This is a genomic window from Microbacterium sp. (assembly GCF_003248605.1).
Classification (GTDB): Bacteria; Actinomycetota; Actinomycetes; order Actinomycetales; family Microbacteriaceae; genus Microbacterium.
Genome location: NZ_QFPF01000030.1, coordinates 24810 through 42657, shown reverse-complemented (window position 1 = coordinate 42657; position 17848 = coordinate 24810). Strand labels below are relative to the sequence as shown.

16 protein-coding genes are annotated in these 17848 nt (G+C 70.3%); all 16 read left to right on the top strand.

Annotated elements, in window-relative coordinates; all coding sequences use genetic code 11:
• The coding region (gene rpsD, locus DI573_RS06285) for a 30S ribosomal protein S4 (RefSeq protein WP_292811838.1) at positions 1-451 on the top strand (451 nt) is incomplete at its 5' end.
• Positions 452-574: 123 nt separating this feature from the next.
• Positions 575-829 (top strand): ATPase, encoded by a 255-nt coding sequence (locus DI573_RS06280; RefSeq protein WP_292811836.1) that lies wholly within the window; start codon positions 575-577, stop codon positions 827-829.
• A 63-nt stretch (positions 830-892) separates the two neighbouring features.
• Positions 893-3559, top strand: a complete 2667-nt coding sequence (alaS, locus tag DI573_RS06275) for an alanine--tRNA ligase (protein WP_292811833.1) — start codon at positions 893-895, stop codon at positions 3557-3559.
• A complete protein-coding gene (gene ruvX / locus DI573_RS06270) occupies positions 3556-4029 on the top strand; it encodes a Holliday junction resolvase RuvX (RefSeq protein ID WP_292811830.1) in 474 nt (157 codons plus the stop codon). Before alaS ends, ruvX begins: the two co-directional genes overlap by 4 nt.
• The gene (gene mltG, locus DI573_RS06265; protein WP_292811828.1) at positions 4029-5675 is read left to right on the top strand and encodes an endolytic transglycosylase MltG; all 1647 of its coding nucleotides are present in this window, start codon (positions 4029-4031) and stop codon (positions 5673-5675) included. The genes ruvX and mltG overlap by 1 nt, the downstream gene beginning before the upstream one ends.
• Position 5676: 1 nt before the next feature.
• The gene (locus DI573_RS06260) at positions 5677-6522 is read left to right on the top strand and encodes a shikimate dehydrogenase (protein ID WP_292811826.1); all 846 of its coding nucleotides are present in this window, start codon (positions 5677-5679) and stop codon (positions 6520-6522) included.
• Positions 6523-6526: 4 nt separating this feature from the next.
• Complete coding sequence (aroC, locus tag DI573_RS06255) at positions 6527-7756, top strand: chorismate synthase (protein WP_292811823.1); 1230 nt, start codon at positions 6527-6529, stop codon at positions 7754-7756.
• Positions 7740-8258 carry a shikimate kinase gene (locus DI573_RS06250; protein ID WP_292811821.1) on the top strand — a complete coding sequence of 173 codons (519 nt, stop codon included), beginning with the start codon at positions 7740-7742 and terminating at the stop codon, positions 8256-8258. Before aroC ends, DI573_RS06250 begins: the two co-directional genes overlap by 17 nt.
• Complete coding sequence (gene aroB, locus DI573_RS06245; protein ID WP_292811818.1) at positions 8255-9337, top strand: 3-dehydroquinate synthase; 1083 nt, start codon at positions 8255-8257, stop codon at positions 9335-9337. Before DI573_RS06250 ends, aroB begins: the two co-directional genes overlap by 4 nt.
• Entirely contained in the window at positions 9334-9792 is a 459-nt protein-coding gene (gene aroQ, locus DI573_RS06240) for a type II 3-dehydroquinate dehydratase (protein WP_292811816.1), read from the top strand. Before aroB ends, aroQ begins: the two co-directional genes overlap by 4 nt.
• Before the next feature lie 104 nt (positions 9793-9896).
• The gene (gene efp / locus DI573_RS06235; RefSeq protein ID WP_292811814.1) at positions 9897-10457 is read left to right on the top strand and encodes an elongation factor P; all 561 of its coding nucleotides are present in this window, start codon (positions 9897-9899) and stop codon (positions 10455-10457) included.
• Positions 10458-10475: 18 nt separating this feature from the next.
• A complete protein-coding gene (gene nusB, locus DI573_RS06230; protein WP_292811812.1) occupies positions 10476-10886 on the top strand; it encodes a transcription antitermination factor NusB in 411 nt (136 codons plus the stop codon).
• 67 nt (positions 10887-10953) lie between these two features.
• Positions 10954-14277, top strand: a complete 3324-nt coding sequence (locus DI573_RS06225; RefSeq protein ID WP_292811809.1) for a DEAD/DEAH box helicase — start codon at positions 10954-10956, stop codon at positions 14275-14277.
• 91 nt (positions 14278-14368) lie between these two features.
• Positions 14369-15931 carry a Rieske 2Fe-2S domain-containing protein gene (locus tag DI573_RS06220; protein ID WP_292811807.1) on the top strand — a complete coding sequence of 521 codons (1563 nt, stop codon included), beginning with the start codon at positions 14369-14371 and terminating at the stop codon, positions 15929-15931.
• Positions 15932-16294: 363 nt separating this feature from the next.
• The gene (gene pyrR / locus DI573_RS06215; RefSeq protein WP_292811804.1) at positions 16295-16828 is read left to right on the top strand and encodes a bifunctional pyr operon transcriptional regulator/uracil phosphoribosyltransferase PyrR; all 534 of its coding nucleotides are present in this window, start codon (positions 16295-16297) and stop codon (positions 16826-16828) included.
• A 4-nt stretch (positions 16829-16832) separates the two neighbouring features.
• Positions 16833-17822, top strand: a complete 990-nt coding sequence (locus tag DI573_RS06210; protein ID WP_292811802.1) for an aspartate carbamoyltransferase catalytic subunit — start codon at positions 16833-16835, stop codon at positions 17820-17822.
• Positions 17823-17848 lie beyond the last annotated feature (26 nt).

Genomic DNA, 17848 nt, shown 5'->3' with positions numbered 1-17848 from the left:
GCGCGCCCAGTACGGCATCCGCGAGAAGCAGCTGCGCATCGCGTTCAACGAGGCCCGCCGCACCGACGGCCTGACCGGTGAGAACCTGGTCGAGCTTCTCGAGATGCGTCTGGATTCCCTCGTGCTGCGCGCGGGCTTCGCCCGCACCACGGCGCAGGCCCGCCAGATGGTCGTGCACCGTCACATCCTCGTCGACGGCCAGCTCGTCGACCGTCCCTCCTTCCGCGTGAAGCCGGGTCAGCTCATCCACGTCAAGGCCAAGAGCGAGGGCACGGAGCCCTTCCAGGTCGCCGCCGCCGGCGGTCACGCCGACGTGCTGCCCCCCGTTCCCGGCTACATCGAGGTCGAGCTCGACAAGCTGCAGGCGCGCCTCGTGCGTCGCCCCAAGCGCGCCGAGGTGCCCGTCACCTGTGACGTGCAGCTCGTCGTCGAGTACTACGCCGCACGCTGACAGACGTCGCGAGACGACAGTCCAAGGGCGCCGGATCCGCAGAGGATCCGGCGCCCTTCGCCGTCCGCGGCTACGATGGTTGCGGGTCGCGCGCGCGGCCGCGTTCTGCGAGGAAGTGGTGACATGAAGAACCTGACGTGGTTCATGCTCGGCGTGATCGGGGGGTTCGTCGCCGCGCACCTCGTCAACAAGAACCCGGCGGGCCACGAGGCCCTCGCCGAGGTCGATGCGCGCATCGGCGAGTTCACCGACCGCATCGCGGACGCGTACCACGCGCAGGAGGCGCAGTTCGCGTCGTTCCTCGACGACGCCAAGAGCGTCGCCGGCCGCGCGGCGGAGGCGGCGACGGATGCCGCCCGCCCCGCCAGCTCCGACTGACCTTTCCCCTCCCGGCGCCCCGCGAAGCGGTGGCTGCTCCCGCATGCAAGGAACGACGCCGCCATGAAGACCGCTGATATCGCGAAGCGCTACCTGAACTACTTCGAGAAGAACGATCACGTCATCGTCCCCTCGGCGTCGCTCGTCACCGACGATCCCTCGCTGCTGTTCACGGTCGCCGGCATGGTGCCCTTCATCCCGTACCTCACCGGAGTCGTGCCCGCTCCGTACAAGCGCGCCGCCGACGTGCAGAAGTGCATTCGAACCAACGACATCGAAGAGGTCGGTCACACGGCTCGGCACGGCACCTTCTTCCAGATGCTCGGCAACTGGTCGTTCGGCGACTACTTCAAAGAAGGCGCGATCGGCTACGCCTGGGAGCTGCTGACCGCCACCGAGGCCGACGGCGGTCTGGGCTTCGCGGAGCGGGATCTGTGGGTCACGGTCTACGAAGACGACGACGAAGCCGCCGCGCTGTGGCAGAAGGTGGCGGGGGTTCCCGCCGAGCGCATCCAGCGGCTGGGCAAGGACGACAACTACTGGTCGACGGGCCAGCCCGGCCCCGCCGGCCCCTGCTCCGAGATCTATTTCGACCGTGGCCCGGCGTACGGGCGTGACGGCGGCCCGGCAGTCGACGACAACCGCTTCACCGAGATCTGGAACCTCGTGTTCATGCAAGATCTCATCACGAACGTGCGCAGCAAGGTCGACTTCGACATCGTCGGCGAGCTGCCGATGAAGAACATCGACACCGGCATGGGACTCGAGCGCGTCGCCTTCATCAAGCAGGGCGTCGAGAACATGTACGAGATCGACCAGGTCCGCCCTGTTCTCGACCGCGCCGTCGAGCTCTCGGGAAAGAAGTACGGGGCCGAGCACGAGGACGACGTGCGCTTCCGCGTCATCGCCGACCACGTCCGGTCCTCTCTGATGCTGCTCTCCGACGGGGTGACGCCCTCGAACGAGGGTCGCGGCTACATCCTGCGGCGCCTTATGCGACGCTCCGTGCGCGCGATGCGTCTGCTCGGCGTCGACGGCCCCACCTTCCCCGAGCTCTTCACCGCCTCCCGCGACGCGATGGGTTCCGCCTATCCCGAGCTCGAGAGCGACTACGCACGGCTCTCGGCGTACGCCTACGCGGAGGAGGAGACGTTCCTGCGCACCCTCGCCGCGGGCTCCACGATCCTCGACCTCGCGGTGACGCAGACGAAGGATGCCGGGGGCACATCGCTCGCGGGCTCCGAGGCGTTCCTGCTGCACGACACGTACGGCTTTCCCATCGACCTCACACTGGAGGTCGCGGAGGAGGCCGGCATCACCGTCGACCGCGCGGCCTTCGACGCGCTCATGCAGGAGCAGCGCACGCGCGCCAAGACCGATGCCAAGAGCCGCAAGCGGGCGCTCGCCGATCACAGCGTGTATCGCGAGTTCCGCGCCCAGGGCGAGACCGTCTTCACCGGCTACACGGATCTCGAGACCTCGTCGCGTGTGCTCGGCGTGCTCGTGGACGGGATCTCCGTCGACCGGGCGAGCGTGGGTCAGGTCGCCGAGGTGATCCTGGGCGAGACCGCTCTGTACGCCGAATCGGGCGGTCAGGTGGCCGACAAGGGCGTCATCGTCGGTCCCGGATTCGAGCTCGACGTCCTCGATGTGCAGAAGCCGGTGCCGGGCCTGGTCAGTCACACGGTTGAGGTGACGGCGGGCGAGGTGTCGGTGGGTGCCGCCGCCACGACCGTCGTCGACGCCGCGAACAGGCGCGCCGCGCGCCAGGCGCACTCGGCCACCCACCTCGTGCACGCGGCGCTGCGCGACACGCTCGGCAAGAGCGCGACACAGGCGGGATCGCTCAACCGGGCAGGCTACCTGCGCTTCGACTTCACGTGGGGTCAGGCCCTGTCGGGCGAGACGAGATCCGAGATCGAAGAGATCGCGAACAACGCGATCCGCGACAACCTGCCCGTCGAGACGCGCGTGCTCTCTCTCGACGAGGCCAAGCAGGCCGGGGCGATGGCACTCTTCGGTGAGAAGTACGGCGACGTCGTCCGCATGGTCGACATCGGCGGACCCTGGTCGCGGGAGCTCTGCGCGGGCACGCACGTGTCCTCCAGCGCAGAGGTCGGACTCATCTCCCTCGTGGGCGAGTCCTCGGTCGGCGCCTCCAACCGGCGTATCGAATCCCTCGTGGGTCTGTCGGCGTTCCGCGAGCTCGCCGCGGAGCGTGCCATCGTCTCCCAGCTGACCACGACGCTGAAGACCCCGCGCGATCAGCTGCCGGAGCGCATCGCGGAGCTGACGGCGAGCCTCAAGGCCGCCGAGAAGAAGCTCGCGGCCCTCGAGGCGCGCGCCCTGCAGGATCGTGTTCCCGCCCTCGCCGCCACGGCCGAGCGCGTCTCCGGCTTCGCCGTGGTGACGGGTGCGGCGGGCGCCGTCGCATCCCAGGACGACCTCCGCCAGCTGGTGCTCGGGGTGCGCGACCGGCTCGGCTCCGAGCCGGCGATCGTCGCTCTCGGCGGCGAGGTGTCGGGGCGCCCGGTGGTCATCGTCGCCACGAACGACGCAGCCCGCACGCGCGGCGCCAAAGCGGGCGCGCTCGCGAAGATCGCGGCCTCCGCCCTCGGCGGAGGCGGTGGCGGCCGTGACGACATCGCTCAGGGCGGGGGTGCGGATGCTGCGGCCCTGCCCGCAGCCCTTGCCGATGTCCGCGCCCACATCGAGGCGACCGCGGCGTGACGGGTTTCCGCGCGGGCGTGCGGCTCGGCGTCGACGTGGGCAAGGCCCGCATCGGCGTGGCACGGTGCGATCGCGACGGTCTGCTCGCCGTTCCCGTCGAGACGGTGCCGCGCGAGGGCCCGGATCCCCTGGCGCGGATCACGGCCATCGCGCGCGAGTACGACGCGGTCGAGATCGTCGTGGGGCTCCCCGTGAGTCTGTCCGGCGGCGAGACGGCGTCGACGGCCGACGCCCGGGGGTTCGCGGAGCGTCTGGCGACGGCATCCACCCTGCCCACGCGGCTCGTCGACGAGCGTCTCAGCACGGTGAGCGCACACGATGCCCTGCGCCGATCGGGCCGCAGCCAGCGTGGGTCACGTAGCATTGTCGACCAGGTCGCCGCGGTCGTGCTGCTCCAGCACGCCCTCGATGTCGAGAAGCGGACGGGACGCCCTGCGGGCGAGCCCGTCCTTGCCCAGGAGTCCACCTGATGCCCGATGACAAGCCCCCTGCCGATGACGACTTCGCCGCGCTCTTCGGCCGGCTGCCCGATCCCCGCGGGCGCACGGTGACCGACGCCGCCGAGGCGGAGGGTTCGGGCGCCTTGGGCTCCGAGGCGCCGCCGCCCGTGCCCGCCGAATCCGCGCGGGATGCGGCGGCCCGGGCGTCGCGCCAGCAGCAGGGCGGCGCGGCCGACAGCGCGCACGGCACCGGCGCCCCCCTGTCGCGGCGGGAGATGCGCGCTCTGGCGTCGGCCCAGGCCGCGCAGGAGCAGCCGGATTCCGCCGCGGAGGGTGGTCGGCAGCAGTCCGCTGCGGAGGCCGCTCCGCGGCAGGGGCCCTCGAGTGAATCACAGACGGCTCCGGTCGCGGCGCCGCGAGCTGCCGACGCGCCACCGGCGGGGGCTGCCACGCCGCCGCTGACCCGTCCGCGTCCGCCCGAGGAGTCGGGGCCCCCTCGTTCCGGACAGGCACCGGCTGCCGCGTCGATGACCCTCGATGACCTCTTCGCCGAGGAGAAGGCGATTGTCCACGCCAAGGCGGAGCGCCGCCGCAATCGCCGCATCGGCGGATGGATCGCGCTCGGAGTCGTCGTGCTGATCATCGGAGGCATCGCCGGCGCCGGCGCATGGGCCTGGAACACGTATGAGGACCAGATCCGCGCCGTGCTCGGCTGGCAGGAGCCGATCGACTACGAGCCGGGCATGGCCACCGGCGAGGTGCTCGTCACCGTCGTCGACGGCGACACCGGATCGACGATCTCCGACACGCTGTACGCTGCGGGAGTCACGATGACGCCCGAGGCGTTCTACGCCCACATCCTGACCCTCGACGCGGTTCCGACGTTCTACCCCGGCGTCTTCCGGCTGCAGGAGCAGATGACCTCCGCCGCCGCTCTCGAGGCGCTGCAGAACCCGGACAACCGCATGGAGAACTCCGCGCAGCTGCGCGAGGGCTTGACCGTCGACCAGTCGCTGCCGCTGCTGGCGGATGGCATCGGCCTGCCGCTCGAGGATCTCCAGGCCGCCGTCGCCGATCCGGCTGCATACGGTGTTCCGGCCGACAGCATGGAGGGGTGGCTCTTTCCCGCGACCTACACCTTCAATCCCGGAGTCAGCGCGAGCGAGGTCATCCAGACGCTGGTCGATCGAACGATCCAGTCCCTCGACTCGGCAGGGGTTCCCGTCGAGGAGCGCCAGCGCATCCTCACCATCGGGTCGATCATCGAGAGGGAGGCGCGATTCGAGCAGGACTTCTATCGCGTGTCCCGAGTCATCTACAACCGCCTCTCACCGGACAACGACGAGACCAACGGCCTGCTGCAGATGGACTCGACCGCGCAGTACGGCTACGGCGAGATGCACGATGGCACCGTCTCCTCCAGCGCCGAGGCGCTCGAGGACGACAACCCGTGGAACACGTACGTCAACACAGGCCTTCCGATCGGTCCCATCGCCAACCCCGGCGACACCGCCATCGACGCTGCGATGAACCCCGAGGACGGTCCCTGGCTCTACTTCGTGACGGTCAATCTCGACACCGGAGAGACGATCTTCACAGAGACGAACGCGCAGCATCAGCAGGCCGTCACCCAGTGGCAGCAGTGGTGCCGTGAGAATCCCGAGTCGGGATGCTGAGGTGACATCGGGTTCTTCCCCCATCCATCTGGCGGTGTGGGGGAGCCCCATCGCGCACAGCCGCTCGCCGCAGCTGCACGCGGCCGCGTACGCGGTGCTGGGCCTGGATTGGGAGTACGACCGGCGTGACGTCGACGCCGGCGCGTTCGACGGGGCGCTGGCGGGACTCGATCGCCGCTGGCGCGGGCTGTCTCTCACGATGCCCCTCAAGGAGAAGGCGTTCCGCGCGGCCGTGCACCGCGATCGGCGCGCCGAGCTCACCGGAGCGGTGAACACGCTTCGACTCGACGCCGATGGCCCCCGAGGCGTCAACACCGACGTCGGAGGTCTCGTGCGCGCGCTGCGCGAGAGCGGTATCGACCACGTCGACACCGGGCGGATCGTCGGTGCCGGCGCGACGGCATCCTCGGCGCTCGTCGCGCTCGGCGAACTGGGTGCGGGTTCCGTGGTCGTGCTCGCGCGACGTCCCGAAGCGGTCGCACCGATACGCGCGCTCGGGGCGCGGATGGGCGTCGACGTCCGGGCGCACGCGCTCGGGTCCGCGAGCCTCGCGCCCGCGGACGTCACGATCGGTACGCTGCCCGGAGGAGTCCGCCTCGACGATGACATCGCCGACGCTGCGCTGGATGAGTCCGGGCCGCTGCTCGACGTCGCCTACAGTCCCTGGCCTTCGCACCTGGCCGAGCGGCAGGGGGCGCGCGGCGGGGCGGCGATGTCGGGCCTGTCGATGCTGCTGCATCAGGCGGTGCTGCAGGTGCGATTCTTCGTCAACGACGACGTCGAGATCCCGCTCGCCGCCGAGGAGGCCGTCATCGCCGCGATGCGCCGCGCGCTCATGGGAGACTAGGGGAATGCTCCGCGTGCTCACGGCCGGTGAATCCCACGGCCCCGAACTCGTCGCCGTCATGGAGGGCCTGCCCGCAGGCGTCCCCGTCTCGCTCGACGCCATCCGCGCCGACCTCGCCCGCCGCAAGCTCGGCTACGGACGCGGCTCGCGCATGAAGTTCGAGGAGGACGAGCTGACCCTCTCGGGCGGCGTGCGTCACGGGCTGTCCCTCGGCAGCCCCATCGCCCTGCGCATCGGCAACACCGAGTGGCCCAAGTGGGTCGAGGTGATGAGCCCCGAACCCGTCGAGCTCACCGAGCGCTCGCGCGGCCGCGGAGCGGCACTGACCCGCCCGCGCCCGGGGCACGCCGACCTCGTCGGCATGCAGAAGTACGGCTTCGACGAGGCGCGGCCCATCCTCGAGCGCGCGAGCGCGCGCGAGACCGCGGCCCGCGTGGCCCTCGGCGCCCTGGCGCGCGGGTTCCTGGCCGAGCTCGGCATCCGCCTGGTCAGCCACACCCTCTCGATCGGACCCGTCCGGGTGCCCGAGGGGGCAGCGCTCCCCACGGCGGACGACGTCGACGTGCTGGACGCCGATCCGCTGCGCTGTTTCGACGCCGACACCTCGGAGCGGATGGTGGCCGAGGTCGACGCCGCGCGCAAGGACGGCGACACGCTCGGCGGGATCGTCGAGGTGCTCGCGTACGGCCTGCCGCCCGGGCTCGGCTCGCACGTGCACTGGGACAGACGACTGGACGGCAAGCTCGCGCAGGCGCTGATGAGCATCCAGGCGATCAAGGGCGTCGAGGTCGGCGACGGCTTCGAGACCTCGCGGCGCCGCGGCTCGGCCGCGCACGACGAGCTCTTCGTCACCGGCGAGGGCGTCACCCGCGCAACCGATCGCGCGGGGGGCACCGAGGGTGGCATGTCGACGGGCACCGTGCTGCGCGTGCGGGCGGGCATGAAGCCCATCGCGACCGTGCCGCACGCGCTGCGCACGGTCGATGTCGCCACCGGCGACACGGCGGCCGCGCATCACCAGCGATCCGACGTGTGCGCCGTCCCGGCGGCCGGCGTGGTCGCCGAGGCCATGGTCGCGATCGTTTTGGCCGGGTCGGTGCTGGAGAAGTTCGGCGGCGACAGCGTGCGCGAGACGCGCCGCAACCTCGAGGCCTACCTCGCCGAGATCCCCGCGGCTCTGCGCACGACTCCCGCCTCGGAGGCGGCGCTCGTCGAGCATGACCTCCTCGGCTGAGCCGCCCGCCGTCGTCTTCGTGGGGCCGATGGGCGCCGGCAAGACGAGCATCGGGCGACGCGTCGCGCGGGGTCTGGGTGTGGGCTTCACCGACACCGATCGGGTCGTCGTGCAAGAGCACGGCCCGATTCCCGACATCTTCGCCGCGCACGGCGAGGCGCGGTTCCGCGAGTGGGAGCGGGAGGCCGTGACGCAGTCGCTGCAGCGCGGCGGAGTGATCTCGCTGGGCGGGGGAGCGGTGCTGGACGCGGGCACGCGGGCGGCACTGGCAGGCCACCGCGTCGTCTTCCTCACCGTGACGCCACGGGCGGTGTCCGCGCGCATCCGCGACGGAAACCGGCCCCTCGTCGAGGGTGACGATCCCCTCGCGCGATGGCAGCAGATCTTCGACGAACGGCGACCCCTGTACGAGGAGGTCGCCGACCGGACGTTCGACACGTCGTCCGGACCGATCACGGGGGTCGCGGACGCGATCCTCGACTGGCTGAGGGGCGAGAAGTGAGCGAGACGACGACGATCGCGGTGCAGGGCGACTCCGGATACGAGATCAGTGTGGGGCGCGGCATTCTCACCCGCGTCGCCGACGCCCTGGAACCGAGCGTCCGCAAGGTGCTCGTGGTGCATCCGCCCACCCTCGGAAAGCGGGCCGCCGCGCTGCGGGAGCAGCTCATGGACGACGGGTCGCGCGAGGTGCTGCTCGCCGAGATCCCGGATGCCGAGGCGGGCAAGCGCATCGAGGTCGCGGCGTTCTGCTGGCAGGTCATGGGGCAGGCGGACTTCACCCGCACCGATGCCGTCGTCGGCTTCGGCGGGGGAGCGGTCACCGATGTCGCGGGGTTCGTCGCGGCGACGTGGCTGCGCGGCGTGCAGGTCGTGCAGGTGCCCACCACGGTGCTCGGCATGGTCGATGCGGCGGTGGGCGGCAAGACCGGCGTGAACACCGCCGAGGGCAAGAACCTCGTCGGCGCATTTTGGCCGCCCCGCGCGGTCGTCTGCGACCTCGACACGCTCGACACCCTGCCGCAGAACGAGGCCGTGGCGGGCTTCGCCGAGGTGGTCAAGGCCGGGTTCATCTGGTATCCCGAGATCCTCGACCTGATCGAGGCGGATCCGGCCGCGGCGACCGACCCGTCCAGCCCGGCGTTCCGACGCTGCATCGAGCTGGCGATCGAGATGAAGGCCCGAGTGGTCGGCGAGGATTTCCGCGAGGCGGGCCTGCGCGAGGTGCTCAACTACGGACACACCCTGGGTCACGCGATCGAGCACGCCGAGCGCTACCGCTGGCGACACGGCGCGGCGATATCGGTGGGCATGGTGTTCGCCGCCGAGCTCTCCCGGCTGGCCGGCCGTCTTCCCGACGCCGCCGCCGCCCGGCACCGCAGCATCCTCGAGACGCTCGGGCTGCCCGTGACCTACCGCGCGGGGGCATGGCCCCAGCTGCTGGCGACGATGCAGCGCGACAAGAAGAGCAGAGGCGGGATGCTGCGCTTCATCGTTCTCGACGATCTCGCACGACCGACCGTGCTGCAGGCCCCCGACGAATCGCTGCTCTTCGCGGCCTACCAGGAGGTGGGGGCATGAGTGCCGAACGCCGTCTCCTGCTCGTCAACGGCCCGAACCTCAACCTCCTCGGCACGAGGGAGCCCGGCATCTACGGCTCGTCCACCCTCGCCGACGTCGAGGAGATCGCCACGCGCGCGGCCGCGGATCTCGGTTTCTCCGTGCGCGCCGTGCAGAGCAATCACGAGGGCGTGCTGATCGATGCGATCCACGCCGCGCGCGAGGACTGCGCCGGCATCGTCATCAATCCGGGCGGTCTCACGCACACCTCGGTCGTGCTCCGCGACGCGCTCTCGGGCGTGGCGCTGCCCGTCGCCGAGGTGCACATCTCGGACGTCCGCGCGCGCGAGTCGTTCCGCCACTTCTCGTACGTCTCCGACGTGGCCGCCGTCCACGTCATCGGCGAGGGCGCCCAGGGATACGCGCGGGCGGTGGAGCGGCTCGTCGCGATCATCACGGGCACCGCCGAGGGCTGACCCGCAGCGCCCGGCGAGGCATCCCGTAGAATCGAACGTCGGGCCCGGTCGGGCCGCATCCTCCCGGGTCTTGCACCCGTCATCCCGAAGGACCTCTCACCCTCATGGCATCCACCGCAGACATCAAGAACGGCGTCGTCCTCAACATCGACGGGCAGCTCTGGGGCGTCGTGGAGTTCCAGCACGTCAAGCCCGGCAAGGGCGGTGCGTTCGTGCGCACCAAGCTGAAGAACATCATGTCCGGCAAGGTCGTCGACAAGACGTTCAACGCGGGCTCGAAGGTCGACATCGAGAACGTCGACCGCCGCGACTTCACGTACCTCTACAACGACGGCGACAGCTTCGTGTTCATGGACATGGCCGACTACGACCAGATCAACGTGTCCGCGACGATCGTCGGGGACGCCGCCAACTTCCTGCTCGAGAACCAGCAGGTCACGATCGCCACCAACAACGGCAATCCGCTGTACGTCGACCTCCCCGCATCCGTCGTGCTCGAGATCACCTACACCGAGCCCGGTCTGCAGGGCGATCGGTCGTCGGCCGGCACGAAGTCCGCGACGGTCGAGACCGGCTACGAGATCCAGGTGCCGCTCTTCCTCGAGACCGGCACGAAGGTCAAGGTCGACACGCGCACCGGGGACTACCTCGGCCGCGTCAGCTGAGCTCGGCGGTCCTGCCCGATGAGTGCCCGCACGAAGGCGCGCAAACGCGCGCTCGACATCCTGTTCCAGGCGGACGTCCGCGGCGACGAGACCGCGGTGATCCTCGCAGCGGAGGCCAAGCGCGCCGTGGGCGAGCCCGCCCGCGAGGCGTCATGGCTCTATGCCCGCGAGATCGTCGACGGGGTGATCGATCATCGCGATGAGATCGACGAGATCATCACGACGCACGCGCGGGACTGGAAGCTCGATCGCATGCCCGCCGTCGACCGCGCGCTGCTGCGGATGGGTGTGTGGGAGGTGCTCTTCAACGACGGCGTGCCGACCGCCGTCGCGATCGACGAGGCCGTCGAACTCGCGAAGGAGTTCTCCACGGACGACTCCGGCGCGTTCGTGCACGGCGTGCTCGCGCGCGTCGCCCGCGCCGGCTGACGCGCGCACCGGCTCGCGGCGAGGCCGGGTCGGCGCCGTGTCGGAGCGCCCTGCGAGGATGGAGCACATGCCTGCGCCCTTCGTCGCCCCCGACGCGATCCGACGCCGCGCGATGGGGGCGGGCTACGAGCGCGGCGTGCGGTACTTCCGCAGCGGCGCCGTGCGCGACATCGCATGGGATGATGCGACCCGCGTCTTGACGGCGCAGGTTCGCGGCAGCGGAGCGCACCCCTACTCGTGCACGATCCGCCTCGATCCGGGGCGCCCCGCCGCCCCGATCCTCCTGGCGGTCTGCAGCTGTCCGATGGAGGCCGACTGCAAGCACACCGTCGCCGCCCTGCTGGCGAGCAATGCAGCCCTCGAGGGTTCGTCCGCAGTATCGGCGCCGGCGGTCGTCTCTGTGGGAGTCGACGTTCCCGTCTCCCGTGCACGCGCCGATTCGGCACCGTCCTGGCGCGACCTCATGCCCGGTGCTCCCCACGATTCCCGGTCCGTTCCCCTCGCCCTCGGCTTCGACCTCACCCAGCGCAGAGCCGCGGATCATTCGGCGTGGATGCCGCGCCGGGCCGAGCCCGTGACGCCACGCTCCGTCAGCCGGAGTGCGAGCGAACTCCTTCTGCGCGCCCGACCCCTGATGCGCAGCCCGAGCACGGGCGCGTGGATCAAGGGCGAGGCCTCCTGGGAGGCGGTGCGTCGCCCCGGAGGTTCGTTCGCGACGGCGCAGGCGCGGTGGTTCGCCGAGCTCTACAGCATCGCCCGCGACGTGTTCGCCATCGGGGCCTTTCCCGACTCGTCCGATGCGGTCACGCTCGACACCGTCGGCTCCGTGCTGCTGTGGCCACAGCTGCGGCGGGCCGAACGGCTCGGGATCGCGCTCGTGGGAATGAACCGGCTGAGCACGGTGACGCTCGCTTCCGAGGCCGAGTCGGCCATCCGGATCGAGCCCGCGGAGACCGGCGGGCTCCGGGTCGAAGCCGAGTTCGTGATCGCCGGGGAGAGCTGCGACGCGGCGTCCGTGCGCGCGATCGGCCGCAGCGGCGTCTACGCGTTCGCGGTCTCGGACGACAGCATCCGCGTCACTCTTGCGGAGGTGCCGCTGAGTGATCCGGTGCACGCACTCGTGTCGGCCGGCGGCCACATCGCGGTCGCCGAGGGGGAGACGGAGGAGTTCCTGCGCGAGGGGTCGCCGAGGCTCGCTCGTCGGGCCGTGGTCCGCGCGAGCGGTGGCGTGTCGATTCCGCCGGCACACGATCCGACGCCGGTGCTGAGCGTCGAGTTCCGTGCCGCGGACACCCTGCACTACGCGTTCGCCTGGGACTATCCCGGCCTTGCGCGAGCGCCCGAATCGGGCGCTCCGGACTCCGGCGATCCCGACCGGGACCGCGGCGCGGAGGAGCGGATCCTCCGCGAGGTCGAGGCCGCGTGGACCGGTGGTCTCGAGCTTCCGTTCCAGCCGGCGGGCACGCTGCAGGAGGTCGCGACGGCCGAGTTCATGACCCGGGTCGTGCCGGCGCTCGAGCGTCAGGGAGTCCGCGTCGAGACCCGCGGCACCCGTCGCGCGTACCGCGAGTTGACGGGGGCGCCGCGGATCACCGTATCGACCGTCGAATCGGCAGATGCCGACTGGTTCGATCTCGGCGTGATCGTCGCGATCGATGGCCGCACGATCCCGTTCGCGCCCCTGTTCACGGCGCTCACCCTCGGCAAGAAGAAGCTGCTGCTCTCGGACGGCCGCTACTTCTCGCTCGCACATCCCGCCCTGCACCGTCTTCGCGATCTCATCGACGAGGCGGCCGACGTCGCGGAGTGGGAGACCGGCCCGCGCATCAGTCGCCACCAGAGCTCGCTGTGGGCGGACTTCGAAGACGTCGCCGATGAGGCCGTGCCCGCGCGAGCGTGGCGCGCGGCGGTCGAGGGACTGCGCCACATCGATCATGTCGAGCCCACACCGGCACCGTCCGGCCTGCGCGCACAGCTGCGGCCCTACCAGAAGAGCGGATTCGACTGGCTCGCCTTCCTCTGGCGGCATCGCCTCGGCGGTGTGCTCGCCGACGACATGGGGCTGGGCAAGACGGTGCAGATGCTGGCGCTCGTCGCGCACGCGAAGGAGAGCGGTGAGCATCGTCCGTTCCTGGTCGTGGCCCCGACATCGGTCACCTCGACGTGGCGGGACGAGGCGCTGCGGTTCACTCCGGGGCTGCGCGTCGCATCGGTCGGCTCGACACGGGGCAGACGCGATGCCTCGGTCGGCGCTCTGGCGGCGCAGGCGGATGTGGTGGTGACCTCCTACGCCCTGCTGCGGCTCTCCGAGGCCGAATTCGGCGACGTCGAATGGGCCGCGGTCATCCTCGACGAGGCGCAGTTCGTCAAGAACCCGCAGACCAAGCTGCACCGCGCCGCGCAGGCGCTGCGCGCCGACGCCACATACGCCATCACGGGAACGCCGCTCGAGAACTCGTTGATCGACCTGTGGTCGATCCTGGCGCTCGCAGCCCCCGGACTCTTCGCGTCGGGGCGGCGATTCCGCCAGGACTACGTCGCGCCGATCGAGCAGGGCAAGGTTCCCGAGAACCAGGAGGGTGGCGCCTATCGCGCGGCGCGGCTCGAGCGCCTTCGCCGGCGCATCCGCCCGCTCGTCCTCCGTCGCACGAAAGAGATCGTGGCGCCCGAGCTGCCGCCCCGGCAGGAGCAGCAGCTGCACATCGAACTCTCACCCGCGCACCGGGGTGTGTACGACACCGTGCTGCAGCGTGAACGGCAGAAGGTGCTCGGCCTGCTCGACGACCTGGATCGCAACCGATTCATCGTGTTCCGATCGCTGACGCTCCTGCGCCTGCTCAGCCTCGCGCCGGAGCTCGTCGACCCCGCACACGCGTCCCTCGGATCGAGCAAGATCGACGCGCTCGTCGACCAGTTGGGCGAGATCGTCGCCGAGGGTCACCGCGTGCTGGTCTTCAGCCAGTTCACGTCGTTCCTCGCGCTCGTCGCGCGGCGTCTCGAACGCGAGCAGATCGGCCACACGCAACTCGACGGATCGACCCGTCATCGGGACGAGGTCATCGCGCGTTTCCGCGCGGGCGAGAGCCCCGTCTTCCTGATCAGCCTCAAAGCGGGCGGGTTCGGGTTGACGCTCACGGAAGCGGACTACGTGTTCCTGCTCGATCCGTGGTGGAATCCCGCGGCCGAGGCGCAGGCCGTCGACCGCACCCATCGCATCGGGCAGGACCGCACGGTCATGGTCTACCGGATGATCGCCTCCGACACGATCGAAGAGAAGGTGATGGCGCTGCAGCAGCGCAAGGCGCGGCTCTTCACGGCCGTCATGGACGACGAGGCGCTGTTCGGGCAGACGCTCTCGGCCGACGACATCCGGACCCTGTTCGAAGGGTGAGGGATGCCGTTTTGCCCGGTCCGTCGACCGGGCCCGGACGAGGGCCGCACGTAGAATCGAGGAGTTCACGAGACGACCCGACGGGAGCAGCATGAAGATCACGGGACTCGGACACGCCGGCATGTTCATCGAGACGGCGGGGGGATCCATCCTCTGCGACCCGGTGATCGGCCCGAGCTTCTTCGGGTCGTGGTTTCCCTTCCCAGACAACCGGGGCCTCGATTGGGAGCGATTCGGCGCCGCCGACTTCCTCTACATCTCGCACCGGCACCGCGATCACTTCGATCCTGCGCTGCTCGAGCGCTACGTGCGCAAGGACATCCGCGTCCTCCTCCCGGAATACCCGACGGACGACCTCGAGAGCGACCTGCGCGCGTGCGGATACGACAACCTCGTCTACACGCGCGGCGGTGAGCCGCTGACCTTCGGCGCGCTGACCCTGATGGTCACGCCCCTGCGCGCACCGAGCGACGGGCCGATCGGGGACTCCTCTCTCAGCGTCGATGACGGCACCGCCAGCATCCTGAACCAGAACGACTCGCACCCGCTCGACCTCGAGAAGCTGCTGTCGTTCTCCAAGCCCGAGGCGTACTTCACGCAGGTGTCGGGGGCGATCTGGTGGCCGATGGTCTACGACCTGCCTCAGGACGCGAAGCAGAACTTCGCAAAGCTCAAGCGCGACGCCCAGAACAAGCGGGCGATGTACTACATCGAGAAGGTCGACGCGCCGCACGTGTTCCCCATGGCGGGTCCGCCGATGTTCCTGCGCGAGGAGCTGTTCCGCTACAACGGCATCGGAGAGCATGACGACTCGATCTTCACCGATCAGCGTCAGTTCCTCGCGCACATGCGCGAGCAGCGCCCCCAGCAGAAGGGGTACGAGTTCGTGCCGGGCACCGTCGTCGAGCTGAATTCCGGCGCCATCTCGGTGACCCAGACGCTCTACACGGACGACGAGATCGACCGCATGTTCGACGACAAGTGGGCATATCTCGCCGAGCAGCGCGACGGGCGAGCGGACGAGATCAGGGCCGAGGAGGCCACGAGGGCCGAGGTCCTGCCCCCCGCCGAGATGCTCGCCGCGATCAAGGAGTGGTGGGAGCCGCTGCTGCGCCGCGCCCGCACGATTCGCAACGGCGTCGGCGGCAACGTGCGCTTCCGCATCGGCGAGCTCGACATGGTCGTGGACTTTCCGAAGGCGAAGGTGCGCGAGTATGCGAGCGAGGAGTGCATCTACTGGTACACGATCCCGGCTGATCTGGTCTCGACGAACATCCGCGACCACGAGATCGACTGGTCCAACTCGATCTTCCTCTCGATGCAGTTCGAGGTCGGGCGCAGCGGCAAGTTCAACGAGTTCCTCACGACGTTCCTGAAGTGCCTCTCGCGCGACCGGATCGAGTACGTCGAGAACTGGTACTCCGAGCAGTCCGATCAGACCGAGGACGCGCAGCTCGGCGACTGGGTCGTGCAGCGGCGCTGTCCGCACCTGCGCGCCGATCTGACCAAGACCGGCAAGATCGAGGACGGCGTGCTCACCTGCAGCCTCCACGACTGGAAGTGGGATCTGGCCACCGGCCGGTGCCTGACCACGCAGGGGCACCCGATCCGGGCGCACGCGGCAGCCGAGGCACCCGCGCCCGCCGCGGTCTGAGCGCCGTCGCGGTCTGGCCCTGCGTCGGGGTCTGACCCTGTGCCGCCGCCCGGCCCTGCGCGCCGCCGCCCGGCCCTGCGCGCCGCCGCCCGGCCCTGCGCGCCGCCGCCACGTGCCGATGCGCCGTCGAGCCAACACTTCTGCGGCGAACCCACATCCGTCGCGTGGTGTTTCGCTGCAAAAGTGTTGGTTCGCGGCGGAGAGCTTGGTTCGCGTTGGAGAGCACGGCCCGCGGCGGGGAGCACGACCGGCGGCGGGGGCGCGGCCCGCGGCACGAATGCCGGGTCGCCGCGTCCGCTACAGTGGACACCGCACCAGAGCAACCTTTAATCCCGTCCCGTGAGGCGGAGAAGGGAGCGGCGAATGGGCACGCGAACCGTGCTGCACGAGGCCGACATCGCCCGAGCCCTGACTCGGATTTCGCACGAGATCCTCGAGTCCAACCGGGGCCCCGACAATCTGGTGCTCCTGGGCATCCCGACCCGCGGCGTGACGCTCGCCCACCGCATCGGCGCCCTCATCACTGAGTTCGGGGGTACGGCGGTCCCCGTCGGCGCCCTCGATGTGACGATGTACCGCGACGACCTCGCCCGCAACCCCACTCGTGCGCCGCGCCCGACCCAGATCCCACCCGGCGGCGTCGACGGCAGGGTGGTCGTGCTCGTGGATGACGTCCTGTTCTCGGGGCGCAGCATCCGTGCGGCCCTCGACGCCCTGCAGGACATCGGCAGGCCCGCGATCGTGCGCCTGGCAACGCTCATCGACCGGGGGCACCGCGAGCTGCCGATCAGGCCCGATTTCGTCGGCAAGAACCTGCCGAGCGCGCGGGACGAGCGCGTGAACGTGCACCTCGCCGAGACGGACGGCGCAGAATCCGTCACGATCGAGGGGCGGTGATCCCGTGAGGAATCTGCTCGACACCCGCTCGCTCGCCCGTGAGGACGCGCTGGCGATCCTCGATGTCGCGGAGGACATGTCCGACACGCAGCGACGCGAGGTCAAGAAGCTCCCCACACTGCGCGGCAAGACCGTCGTGAACCTCTTCTTCGAGGACTCCACGCGCACGCGCATCTCGTTCGAGGCCGCCGCCAAGCGGCTCAGCGCCGACGTCATCAACTTCGCCGCGAAGGGCTCGAGCGTCTCGAAGGGCGAGAGCCTGCAGGACACCGCCCAGACGCTGCAGGCCATGGGGGCGGATGCTGTCGTGATCCGTCATGGCGCCTCGGGAGCGCCGCGAACCCTGGCCTCGAGCGGCTGGATCACGGCCGGCGTCGTCAACGCCGGCGACGGCACGCACGAGCACCCCACGCAGGCGCTGCTGGACGCGTTCACGATGCGCAAACGGCGATTCGGATCCGACAGCCGGGGACGGGACCTGGCGGGGATGCGGGTCACGATCGTCGGCGATGTGCTGCACTCGCGCGTGGCGCGCTCGAACGTCTGGCTGCTCACGACACTGGGCGCCGATGTCACGCTCGTGGCACCGCCGACGCTCGTGCCGCAGGACGTGTCGGCCTGGCCCGTCCGGGTCGTCTACGACCTCGACGAGGCGGTCGCGGCGGCGCCTGACGCGCTCATGATGCTGCGCATCCAGCTCGAGCGCATGGGGGCCGCCTACTTCCCCACCGAACGCGAGTACGCCCGGCGGTGGGGGCTGCACGCCGAGCGGCTCGCGGCCTTGCCCCCGGGTAGCATTGTGATGCACCCCGGACCCATGAACCGGGGACTCGAGATCTCCGCCGAGGCCGCCGATTCTCCGCGCTCGACCGTGCTCGAGCAGGTGGCGAACGGCGTGTCCGTGCGGATGGCGGTGCTCTACCTGCTGTTGGCGGGGGAGCAGGCCGCGAACGATGACACGGCCGCGCCGGCCGAGACGGAGGAGACACGATGAGCGCTCTTCGAGACGCCGCCGCGGGC

Excerpts from the sequence above, each read along its gene's own strand:
- aroQ (WP_292811816.1), top strand. The coding sequence starts at position 9,334 with ATGAGTGCCGAACGCCGTCTCCTGCTCGTCAACGGCCCGAACCTCAAC.
- pyrR (WP_292811804.1), top strand. The coding sequence starts at position 16,295 with ATGGGCACGCGAACCGTGCTGCACGAGGCCGACATCGCCCGAGCCCTG.
- mltG (WP_292811828.1), top strand. The coding sequence starts at position 4,029 with ATGCCCGATGACAAGCCCCCTGCCGATGACGACTTCGCCGCGCTCTTC.
- DI573_RS06220 (WP_292811807.1), top strand. The coding sequence starts at position 14,369 with ATGAAGATCACGGGACTCGGACACGCCGGCATGTTCATCGAGACGGCG.
- alaS (WP_292811833.1), top strand. The coding sequence starts at position 893 with ATGAAGACCGCTGATATCGCGAAGCGCTACCTGAACTACTTCGAGAAG.
- aroC (WP_292811823.1), top strand. The coding sequence starts at position 6,527 with ATGCTCCGCGTGCTCACGGCCGGTGAATCCCACGGCCCCGAACTCGTC.
- DI573_RS06225 (WP_292811809.1), top strand. The coding sequence starts at position 10,954 with ATGCCTGCGCCCTTCGTCGCCCCCGACGCGATCCGACGCCGCGCGATG.
- DI573_RS06280 (WP_292811836.1), top strand. The coding sequence starts at position 575 with ATGAAGAACCTGACGTGGTTCATGCTCGGCGTGATCGGGGGGTTCGTC.
- nusB (WP_292811812.1), top strand. The coding sequence starts at position 10,476 with ATGAGTGCCCGCACGAAGGCGCGCAAACGCGCGCTCGACATCCTGTTC.
- efp (WP_292811814.1), top strand. The coding sequence starts at position 9,897 with ATGGCATCCACCGCAGACATCAAGAACGGCGTCGTCCTCAACATCGAC.
- DI573_RS06250 (WP_292811821.1), top strand. The coding sequence starts at position 7,740 with ATGACCTCCTCGGCTGAGCCGCCCGCCGTCGTCTTCGTGGGGCCGATG.